The organism is Acetobacter orleanensis (assembly GCF_001581005.1).
GTDB lineage: Bacteria > Pseudomonadota > Alphaproteobacteria > Acetobacterales > Acetobacteraceae > Acetobacter > Acetobacter orleanensis.
The window spans coordinates 1-869 of record NZ_LHZV01000010.1 but is presented as its reverse complement, the minus strand read 5'-3'; the positions used below and the strand labels follow the sequence as shown (position 1 = coordinate 869).

The window sequence follows — 869 nt, the reverse complement described above, 5'->3', positions numbered from 1 at the left end:
ATGTTCAAAATTCTGGTCATCCAGACGCTGAACAACTTGTCGGACGAACGGACAGAATACCTGATCAACGACCGTCTTTCCTTCATGCGTTTCCTTGGTCTGGGACTGTCTGACTGCGTGCCTGATGCCAAGACCGTCTGGCTATTTCGTGAGCGTCTGACACAGGCGGGAGCAATTGATGTTTTGTTCAACCACTTTGATGCGATCCTGCGGAATGCCGGTTATCTGCCGATGTCAGGCCAGATCATGGACGCTACACTGGTAGCGACCCCAAAGCAGCGCAATACCAATGGGGAGAAGGCCGATCTGCGGGAAGGACGGATCCCGCAGGATTGGCAGGACAAGCCGTCAAAGCTGTCCCATAAAGATCGCCATGCGCGATGGACGCTGAAGTTCACGAAAGCAAAGTGTCAGGATGACGGGACGATCCCGTCCACGGATCTCGCTATCCCTTTTTTGGCTATAAATCGCATAGTTCCATCGACCGAAAGTTTCGGCTGATCCGCAAATGGAAGACGACGGATGCTGCCGCCAGCGATGGTGCCAGACTACGTGAGGGGCTTCTTGATCACAGCAATACGGCGTCTGATGTCTGGGCAGATACCACCTACCGCTCAAAAGCCAATGAGGACTTCATGGAAAAGCATGGCTTTGTCTCGAAGGTTCACAGGAAAAAGCCTCATCTCAAGCCCATGCCACGACATATCCAGAAATCGAATGCAGGAAAATCCGTTATCCGGTCGCGTGTCGAGCATGTTTTTGCCGATCAGAAAGCGCAGACAGGACTGTTCATACGAACCGTAGGCATAACGCGAGCCACCATGAGGATCGGGCTGGCCAATATCGTCTATAATATGCGCTGCATTCTC

Annotated in this window: 1 pseudogene; it reads left to right on the top strand. The window is 52.5% G+C overall.

Features of this window, described 5'->3' with window-relative positions:
- Nucleotides 1–869, top strand: a pseudogene (locus AD949_RS00055) (IS5 family transposase); the annotation flags it as partial.